Consider the following 8,734-nt stretch of genomic DNA (forward strand, 5'->3'; position numbering starts at 1 on the left):
TTGTGCCATACCTGTTCGCGTGCGGCCTCGGCGACCTGACGCGCTTCACGCTCGGACACCGGCCTGACGGAGGATGCGGTCATCGGTGCTCCCTTTGCCGCGACGATCTCGTGACATTACCGGCACGTACCGCTGCCAGTGTGCATCCGGTCCGACGGGACGGCAAAGCGGGAGGACGCCGGGATCTGGAGGTCCGGGAAGGATTGCCGCGGCGCCGGGCCGGCAGGGGTGTCGATAGGCAGCGATGTGGCGTTGAAGCGCTTCGACACCCTCTGGACAGCCTTTGCGCTGCGGGTTTAGGGTCAATCCGCATGGCCAGACGGAGGAGCCTGAGCCATGCGTCGAAGCGCTTCACTGACAATCCCCCGGATGGAGTCCCCCGCATGGTCACCCTCGCCGAGGTCGCCCGCCACGCCGGAGTCTCCGCCAGCACGGTGAGCTATGTCCTCAGCGGCAAGCGGTCGATCTCCGCTCCCACGCGCGAGCGCGTCGAGCAGAGCATCAAGGAGCTCGGCTACCACCCCAACGCCGGAGCCCGCGCCCTGGCCAGCAGCCGCTCCAACATCCTCGCGCTCATGGTGCCACTGCGGACGGACATGTATGTGCCGGTGATGATGGAGATCGCCATCGCGGTCGCCACCACCGCCCGCTCCCACGGCTATGACGTCCTGCTGCTCACCGGTGAGGAGGGCCCGGCGGCGGTGCGCCGGGTGACCGGCAGCGGGCTCGCCGACGCCATGATCGTGATGGATGTGGAGCTTGAGGACGAGCGGCTGCCGCTGCTGCACGCGGCCCGCCAGCCCACCGTGCTGATCGGGCTGCCCGCCGACACCGTCGGTCTGACCTGCGTCGATCTGGACTTCACCGCCACCGGCGCGCTGTGTGCCGAGCATCTGGCGGACCTCGGCCACCGGGAGATCGCCGTCGTGGGCGAGGCCCCGGCCGTCTATGAGCGCCACACCGGCTTCGCCGAGCGGACCCTGGAGGGGCTGCGCCGCCGCGCCGCCGAGCTGGGAGTGCGGCTGCTGCACCGGCCGTGCGAGGGCAGCTACGAGTCCATGGACGGCACCCTGTCCCGGATCTTCGACGAGCGGCCCGGCACCACCGGCTTCGTGGTGCAGAACGAGGCGGCCATCGAACCGCTGCTCAGCCTGTTGCGCCGGCAGGGCCGCGCGGTGCCCGAGGACGTCTCGGTGGTCGCCATATGCCCCGAGCAGGTGGCCACCCAGGCGTCGGTGCGGCTCACCTCGGTGGCCATCCCCGCGCAGGAGATGGGGCGGCGGGCCGTGGAGCTGGCGGTGGCGAAGCTGGAGGGCGACGCTCCGGAGGAGCAGGTGACCCTGCTCGCCCCGGAGCTCACCGTACGGGCCAGCTCGGGCCCGGCGCCCGGCACGTCCTGACGCGATCTCGCCGGGCCGGTGGCGTACCGCCGCCGCGTGGGTGGGTGGCGGCGGTACGCGGATGTCAGCTCGCGCTCACCCCGAAGCTGTTGGTGCGGAAGTCCAGACCGCCGGCCGAGGAGGTGATCTCATAGCCGAACTGGACATCGCCGATGGTCACATCGCCGAACCAGCCCTTGGTGTTCTTGATCCAATTCACGATGGACTTGATGTCCACGGAGCCGGAGCTGGAGTTGGAGCCGCGGATGAAGGAGAAGACCTGGTTGGAGCCGTTGCTGCCCTTGTAGACGGTCCAGGTATGACCGCCGAGGGTGACGGTGCCCTGGGAGGTGCCGAGAGGGCCGACCGGGCCGGTCTTGTTGACCCAGAGCATGATCTCGTATGCGTGGTCGCTGTCCCAGATGTCGTACGAGGTGTTGTAGGCGCCCGAGGACGGAACCGTCACGCTGTAGTTGCTGGTGAGGCTGTTGATGGCGCTGATCTTCTTGCCGACGACCTTCTTGGCGTTGGGGTAGGACTTGATGCCGCCGGTGTTCGGGTGGTTGGCCCACACTCCCCAGTCGCTGTAGGAGTTGGCCCAGATGGTCTGGGAGCCGGCGCCGGAGCCCCAGATGTTGTTGTAGAGGGTGTAGCCCCCGTTGGACCAGGTGCCCCACTGGTCCGAGGAGGACCAGGTGGCGGCCTGGGCGGGGGCGGCGGCGAAGCCGATCAGCGCGAGTAACGCGATCAGCGGGGTGAGGAAGAGCGTTCGAGCGGCTCGTTGCACGGGACCTTCCCTTTCAGATGAGGGATTCGGGCGGAGCCAGGACCATGACCGCGAAGCGGTCCAGCCGGACGCTGGTGTGGTGCGCGCGCCCGGTGAGCAGATCCGTCCGCGCGGACGGGAGGGGGACGACCGCCGGGGTGCGGCCGTGGTTGAGCAGGAAGAGGTACGGGCCGCGCCACACAGCCTCGACGCCCTCGGGGAGGCCGGGCAGCGCGGGTGCCAGCCCCGCCTCCTCGGCGGCGCGGCCGAGCAGGGCGCGCAGGGCGGCGGGTTCGGGGAGGGTGGAGACGTACCAGGCGGTGCCGGTGCCGTAGACGTTACGGGTGACGGCGGGGCGGCCGTCGAGCTCACCGCCCTTGATCCGGGCGACCGGTTCGGCGGTGGACGGCTCCAGGTCCTCGGACCAGAGGGTGCCGTGGAACGCGCCCAGCCAGGCGCCCTCGGCGGTGAGCGCCTCGCCCTCGTCCAGCGGCCACCACTCATGGACCGTACGGATGCCGAGGAGCCCACGGAGGCGGCGGTCCACCCCGCCGGGGCGCACCCGGTCGTCCTCGTCGGCGACGCCGGTGAAGAAGCCGCAGACAAGGCTGCCGCCGCCGCGTACGTACGCCGCGAGGTTGTCCAGAGCCTCGTCGGTGAGCAGATACAGCTGGGGGACGGCGACGAGGGCGTAGTCGGTGAGGTCGGCGTGCGGATGGGCGAAGTCGGTGGTGAGGTTCCGCTCCCACAGGGCCTGGTGCCAGGCGCGCAGCAACCGCTCGCAGGAGACCAGGGAGGAGGGACGGCCGTCCTGGACGGTGGCCCACCAGGAGTGCCAGTCGTGCAGGATCGCGGCCCGCGCGGGGACGTCCGTGCCCGCGACCGGGGCCAGTTCACGCAGCTCGGCGCCGAGTTCGCGCACCCGCGCGAAGGTGCGGCTGTGCTCACCGGCGTGCGGGACCATCCCGGAGTGGAACTTCTCGCTGCCCTGCCGGGACTGCCGCCACTGGAAGAAGCAGACCGCGTCGGCGCCGCGCGCGACGGCCTGGAGGGACCACAGCCGCATCAGCCCCTGCGGCTTGGGGTGGTTGACGCCGCGCCAGTTGACCGGGCCCGCGGCCTGCTCCATGAGGACCCAGGGGCCGCCCGCCTGGGAGCGGGTCAGGTCCTGGACCATCGCCCCGTAGGCGGCCGCGTGCGGGTCCGCGGGGTCGGGGTAGAGGTCGACGGAGACCACGTCCTCCTCCGCCGCCCAGGCCCAGCCGTCCTGGCCGATGAACAGCGGCATGAAGTTGGTGGTCACGGGGATGTGCGGGGTGCGGGCGGCCAGCGCGTCGCGTTCGGCGGTGAAGCACTCCAGCAGGGCGTCGCTGGTGAAGCGGCGGAAGTCCAGCGCCTGACCGGGGTTGATCAGGTACTGGGCGCGGCGCGGCGGGATGATCTCCTCCCAGGAGTCGTAGCGCTGGCTCCAGAAGGCCGTCCCCCACGCCTCGTTGAGGGCGTCCAGGCCGCCGTACCGCGTGCGCAGCCAGCGGCGGAAGTGCCGGGCGGTCTCGTCGCACCAGCAGTGGGTGCCGTATTCGTTGCCGACGTGCCACATCCGCAGGGCCGGATGGCCGCCGTAGCGGTCCGCCAGATCCTCGGTGATGCGCAGGGCGTGGTCGCGGTAGACGGGCGACGAGGCGCAGAACTGGTTCCGCGAGCCGTACCAGACGACCGTGCCGCTCTCGTCGCGCGGCAGGGTCTCGGGGTGGCGGGAGCCCATCCAGGGCGGCGGGGAGGCGGTCGGGGTGGCCAGGCACACCTCGATCCCGCCCTCGTGGAGCAGGTCCAGAACCCGGTCCAGCCAGTCGAAGTCCCGTGCGCCGGGGCGGGGTTCGAGCCGCGCCCAGGAGAAGACGCCGACGGTGACGGTGGTGACGCCCGCCCGGCGCATCAGCCGGATGTCGTCGTGCCAGACGCGCTCGGGCCACTGCTCGGGGTTGTAGTCGCCGCCGTAGAGGACGCGGCCGCGGGTGGCGTCGTTCAGGTCGGGCATACCGGCTCCCGTCTCGGGTCGGCTGGGTACGGGGGCAACCGGCGTCAGCCCTTGACGGCGCCGGTGAGCATGCCCTTGGTGAAGTGCTTCTGGACGAACGGGTAGAGCACCGCGACCGGGATCAGCGCGAGCACCATGACGGCCATCTGCACGGCCAGTCCGGGGATCTGCTGAGTGGAGATCATCTGGGACATGCCCTGCGGCGCCTGCTGCTTGATCACCAGCTGGCGCAGGATCATCTGCAGCGGCCACATGTCCTGGTCGTTGAGGTAGAGCATGGCGTTGAACCACTGGCTCCAGTAGCCGACCGCGTAGAAGAGCGAGACCACGGCGATCACGGCCTTCGACAGCGGCAGCACGATGCGGAACAGGATCCGCCAGTCCCCCGCGCCGTCGATCCGGGCGCTGTCGATCAGCTCCGGCGCGATGTTCTGGAAGAACGCCCGCAGCACCAGGACATTGAAGACCGAGACGGCCCCGGGCAGGATCATCGACCAGTAGCTGCCCTCCAGGCCGACGCCGGTGACCAGCAGATACGTGGGGATGAGACCGGCGTTGAAGAACATGGTGACCAGCAGCACCATCAGGATCGGCCGGTGCAGGAAGGACCCCGGGCGGGACAGGCCGTAGGCGCACAGGACCGAGACGACGGTGCTGATCACGGTGCCCACGGCGGTGAGCGCGAGGCTGACGAGCGTCGCCCGGGTCACCGTGCCGCCGCTCAGCAGCTCGGTGTAGGCCCGGAAGGTGATCGTCTTGGGGACGATCACCAGTCCCCCGGCGTCGGTGATGGTTCTCTGGTCGGAGAGGCTGGTGACGATCACCACCCACAGCGGGCCGAGGATCGCCAGACACACCCCGGCAAGGGTGGCCCCCTTGAGCCCCTGGCCGACCCTGCCGGGTTCCTCCTCCCACACCGGGCGCCTCTCGTCGCGGCGCCGCGCCGGGGGCGGGGCAGCGGGTCCGGTCGGGGCCGCGGTCCGCTCGGTCACGGTCATTTCCGGTAAACCCCCTGCTCGCCGAGCATATGGGCGACTTTGTTGGCGATCAGCACCAGCACCAGGCTGAAGGCGCCCTTGATCAGACCGCCGGCGGCGGCGATCCCGTAGTCGGTGTTGGCGATGCCGACCCACCACACATAGGTGTCAAAGACCTCCGAGGCGCCGGGCCCCACCGCGTCGCGCTGGAGCAGGATCTGCTCGAAGCCGACGGTCAGCGAGTCACCGACGCGCAGCACCAGCAGCAGGGCGACCACGGGGCGCAGCGCGGGCAGCGTGACGTGCCACATCCGGCGCCGGCGGTTCGCGCCGTCCACGGCCGCGGCCTCGTAGAGGTCCTGGTTGACGGCGGAGAGCGCGGCCAGGAAGACGATCACGCCCCAGCCCGCGTCCTTCCACACCAGCTGGGCGGTGATCAGGAACTTGAAGACGCCCGGGTCGGTCATCAGGTCGAAGCCCTCGTGACCGTGGGCGCGCAGCTGCTGGGCGAGCAGTCCGGCGCCGCCGAGCATCTGCTGGAAGATCGTGATCACCAGCACCCAGGAGAAGAAGTGCGGCAGGTACAGGATCGACTGCACCAGGCCGCGGACCTTGTCGCTGAGCACGCTGTTGAGCAGCAGCGCCAGCGCGATGGGCACCGGGAAGAACAGCACCAGCTGGATGAAGGTGATGGAGAGGGTGTTGGCGAAGGCGTCCCAGAAGCGGCTGTCCTCGAAGAGGAGGGTGAAGTTGTCGAGGCCCACCCAGGGGCTGGTCCACAGCCCCTGGGTGAACGGGTCGTAGTCCTTGAAGGCGACCGTGGTCCAGAGCAGGGGGACATAGGTGAAGAGCAGGAGGAGACCGACGGCGGGGGCGACCATCAGCAGCAGGGTGCGGTCGCGGCGCAGCCGATGCCACCATCCGGTGCGGGCGGTGGGGATGCCGGGGCTCGGCGGAGTGCCGGGACCTGCCGCGATGCCGTGCCTTGGCTCGGTGCCACGGTCCGCCAGGGCGCCCCGGGCCGGCTCGGCCATCAGGCGCCGCTGCCGTTCTCGTCGAGGAGTTCCCTATACCAGTCGCGGAGCCGGTCGCCGCCACCACTGCGCCAGTCGCTGATGGCCCGCTGGGCGTCCTTGATCGACTTACGGCCGCGGGTGACGTCCTTGGCGAGGTCCTCGAACGGCGTGTAGAGCGAGGCGTACCGGTTGGGCTCCTGGATCTGCATTCCGTAGAAGAGCGGTTTCCTGGCGAACTTGCCCATCCGCTGCATCCAGCCGCAGTAGTCCTCGACCATCTGCGGGAAGTCCGGATAGGCGACGCTCGCCTGCGGGGAGACGATGAAGCGGTAGGTGTCCTGGACGTCCCGGACTCCTGTGGCGTTCTTGACCGGTACGCCCTTCTTCATGTCGTGGTGCACGCCTTCGACGCCGTAGTCGATGAGGCGCTGCTCCTTGGTGCCGAAGGGCGCGGCGATGAAGTTCGCGAGGGCGAGGATTTCCTCGATCTGCTCCTTGGAGAGGTTCTTGTTGAGGAAGGACCAGATCTGGGCGGGCGGGTCGAGATAGATCACCGGATCGCCGCCGTCGGGGCCGAAGTAGTCCATTCCCTGAATCTTGAAGTCGGGGTTGGGGCCGGCCTGTTCGAAGGTGGCGCCGTACCACTTGGCGTCGCCGTCGTTGTACAAGAGGGTCTGCCCGGAGGTGAAGCGGGTCAGCGCGTCATTGGCCTTGCCCGCGACCGCGTCGGGGTGGACATAGCCCCCGGCGAAGAGCTTGCGGCACCATTCCAGGGCCTCGAGGTAGTTCTCGGTCTCGACCTTGTGGACCAGCTTGCCGTTCTTCTCGGTCCAGTAGTACGGCTTCTCCCCCGGGCAGCCGAAGAACCGCTGCGCCGACCACCACATGTCGTCGCAGGCCCATACCTTGCTCTTGGGCCGGGTGATCTCCTTGGCCAGGGCGAGGAATTCCGCCGGGCTCTTGGGGACGTGATAGCCCTCCTTGGTGAAGATGTCCTCGCGGTAGTACGGAATGACGCCGGCGAGCGGCCGGGAGGGCATCGGCAGCCCGCGGAGCTTGCCGCCGAAGACGGACATCTGCCAGGCGGCGGTGGGAATGGCGGCGAGGTTCGGATATTTCCTGACCTTGTCACCGGAGAGATACGGGCCCAGATCGGCGAATTTGGCGCTGACCGCGCCATGGATCCGCCCGCCCATCTCCCAGAGCGGGATCATCACGATATCGGCGATATCGCCGGAGGCGAGGACGGCGCCGAGCTTCTCGCCGTAGGTGTTGCCGTCCTGCGGCTGGAGCTTGACCGTGGCGCCGAGCGCGTCGTTGACCGCCTTGTAGTAGGCGTTGTTCTTGGGCGGCGGGGTGCCCCAGAGCGGTTCGAACATCGTGTAGCTGCCGCCGTGGCCGGGCTTGCCCTGCACGGAGGCGACCAGTTCGGCGGCGGGCGGGGCCTTGGTGTAGCCGGGGCTGGAGCCGTTGACGCTGGGGATGTCGGGGTCCGCCACCTTCGAGGCCGCATAGGTCGGCAGCAGGTTCTTCAGCTCCTTGCCGGAGGTGGTGCCGCCCTTGCCGGAGCCCTCCTCGGTGGAGCAGCCGGTGAGCAGCGGAACCCCTCCCGCGACGGCCGCCGCGGCAACCGCCGTGGCGGCCAGGAAGGTTCTCCGGCTGGGAGGGGAAGTGGAGGCCGAAGCCTGGGAGTTCGGCATTGCGTCAACCCTTCGTGGCGTGCCCGCCGTACGACCGATGGTCGAGTTGGCCGAGATTGATCGAAGATTGGTCGAAGCGCTTCGATATTGCGCTGAGGTTAAGGCGGGGGGTGGGGTCGCGCAAGAGTGGTGGCGCAAGGTGCCGGTGGGTTGTGCTCTCGCGGAGCCTTGACAGGGTGGGCATGCTGCACCCAGCATCGAAGCGCTTCGAATCGACGTCGATTCGACATCAATTCGACGTCGGGGGCTGGGGAAGTCGGCGCACGAGCTGGGGAAGAGGGGCCGTATCCGTGAGCGATGACGGTGATCTGATCACGCGTCCGCCCTTTCGCGATCTGCCCTTTCGCGATCCACGGCTGCCGGTGCGCACGCGCGTCGAGGATCTGCTGGCCCGGCTCACGCTGGATGAGCGGATCGCGATGCTCCATCAGTACGCGCCCGGAGTGGAGCGGCTCGGCCTCGCGCCCTTCCGCACCGGGCAGGAGGCGCTGCACGGCGTCGCCTGGATGGGACCGGCGACCGTCTTCCCCCAGGCCGTCGGGCTCGGCGCGACCTGGAACCCGGAGCTGGTGCGGCGCGTCGGCGAGGCGGTCGGCCGCGAGGCGCGGGCCATGCGCGCACGCGATCCGCGGGTGGGCCTCAATGTGTGGTCGCCGACGGTGAATCTGCTGCGCGATCCGCGCTGGGGCCGCAACGAGGAGGGGTACGCCGAGGATCCGTACCTCACCTCGGCCCTGGCCACGGCGTACACCCGCGGGCTGCGCGGCGACCACCCGGATCGTTGGCGCACCGCGCCCGTCCTCAAGCACTGGCTGGCCCACAACAACGAGACCGACCGGGACACCACCTCCTCCTCGG

General features: G+C 69.5%; 7 protein-coding genes. 2 read left to right on the forward strand and 5 right to left on the reverse strand.

The features are described 5' to 3' along the window. The first annotated feature begins 383 nt into the window (after positions 1-383). Positions 384-1,400 (forward strand): LacI family DNA-binding transcriptional regulator, encoded by a 1,017-nt coding sequence (locus GWI24_RS34930; protein ID WP_210950060.1) that lies wholly within the window; start codon positions 384-386, stop codon positions 1,398-1,400. A gap of 64 nt (positions 1,401-1,464) precedes the next feature. Here the strand turns inward: GWI24_RS34930 and GWI24_RS34935 are convergent, their stop codons facing one another. From GWI24_RS34935 to GWI24_RS34955, 5 genes are read right to left on the reverse strand one after another with little or no spacing between them, the layout of a single operon-like run. After that, positions 1,465-2,166, reverse strand: coding sequence for a hypothetical protein (locus GWI24_RS34935; RefSeq protein ID WP_210950061.1), 702 nt, complete (start codon positions 2,164-2,166; stop codon positions 1,465-1,467). 13 nt (positions 2,167-2,179) lie between these two features. Continuing rightward, a complete protein-coding gene (locus tag GWI24_RS34940) occupies positions 2,180-4,183 on the reverse strand; it encodes a beta-galactosidase (protein WP_210950062.1) in 2,004 nt (667 codons plus the stop codon). 44 nt (positions 4,184-4,227) lie between these two features. Further along, positions 4,228-5,181, reverse strand: coding sequence for a carbohydrate ABC transporter permease (locus GWI24_RS34945; protein WP_210950063.1), 954 nt, complete (start codon positions 5,179-5,181; stop codon positions 4,228-4,230). Then, positions 5,178-6,194 (reverse strand): sugar ABC transporter permease, encoded by a 1,017-nt coding sequence (locus GWI24_RS34950; RefSeq protein WP_247617292.1) that lies wholly within the window; start codon positions 6,192-6,194, stop codon positions 5,178-5,180. Before GWI24_RS34950 ends, GWI24_RS34945 begins: the two co-directional genes overlap by 4 nt. Then, the gene (locus tag GWI24_RS34955) at positions 6,194-7,876 is read right to left on the reverse strand and encodes an extracellular solute-binding protein (RefSeq protein WP_210950064.1); all 1,683 of its coding nucleotides are present in this window, start codon (positions 7,874-7,876) and stop codon (positions 6,194-6,196) included. Before GWI24_RS34955 ends, GWI24_RS34950 begins: the two co-directional genes overlap by 1 nt. A 290-nt stretch (positions 7,877-8,166) precedes the next feature. Here GWI24_RS34955 and GWI24_RS34960 point away from each other — a divergent pair. Continuing rightward, positions 8,167-8,734, forward strand: a 568-nt coding sequence (locus GWI24_RS34960) for a glycoside hydrolase family 3 N-terminal domain-containing protein (protein WP_308344194.1), incomplete at its 3' end; no start/stop codon positions are given.

Source organism: Streptomyces sp. MK37H (assembly GCF_018035285.1).
In the GTDB taxonomy this organism is placed as follows: Bacteria; Actinomycetota; Actinomycetes; order Streptomycetales; family Streptomycetaceae; genus Streptomyces; species Streptomyces endocoffeicus.

Coding starts and splice junctions, on each gene's coding strand:
- GWI24_RS34930 (WP_210950060.1), top strand. CDS start 384: ATGGTCACCCTCGCCGAGGTCGCCCGCCACGCCGGAGTCTCCGCCAGC.
- GWI24_RS34940 (WP_210950062.1), bottom strand. CDS start 4,183: ATGCCCGACCTGAACGACGCCACCCGCGGCCGCGTCCTCTACGGCGGC.
- GWI24_RS34945 (WP_210950063.1), bottom strand. CDS start 5,181: ATGACCGTGACCGAGCGGACCGCGGCCCCGACCGGACCCGCTGCCCCG.
- GWI24_RS34950 (WP_247617292.1), bottom strand. CDS start 6,194: ATGGCCGAGCCGGCCCGGGGCGCCCTGGCGGACCGTGGCACCGAGCCA.
- GWI24_RS34955 (WP_210950064.1), bottom strand. CDS start 7,876: ATGCCGAACTCCCAGGCTTCGGCCTCCACTTCCCCTCCCAGCCGGAGA.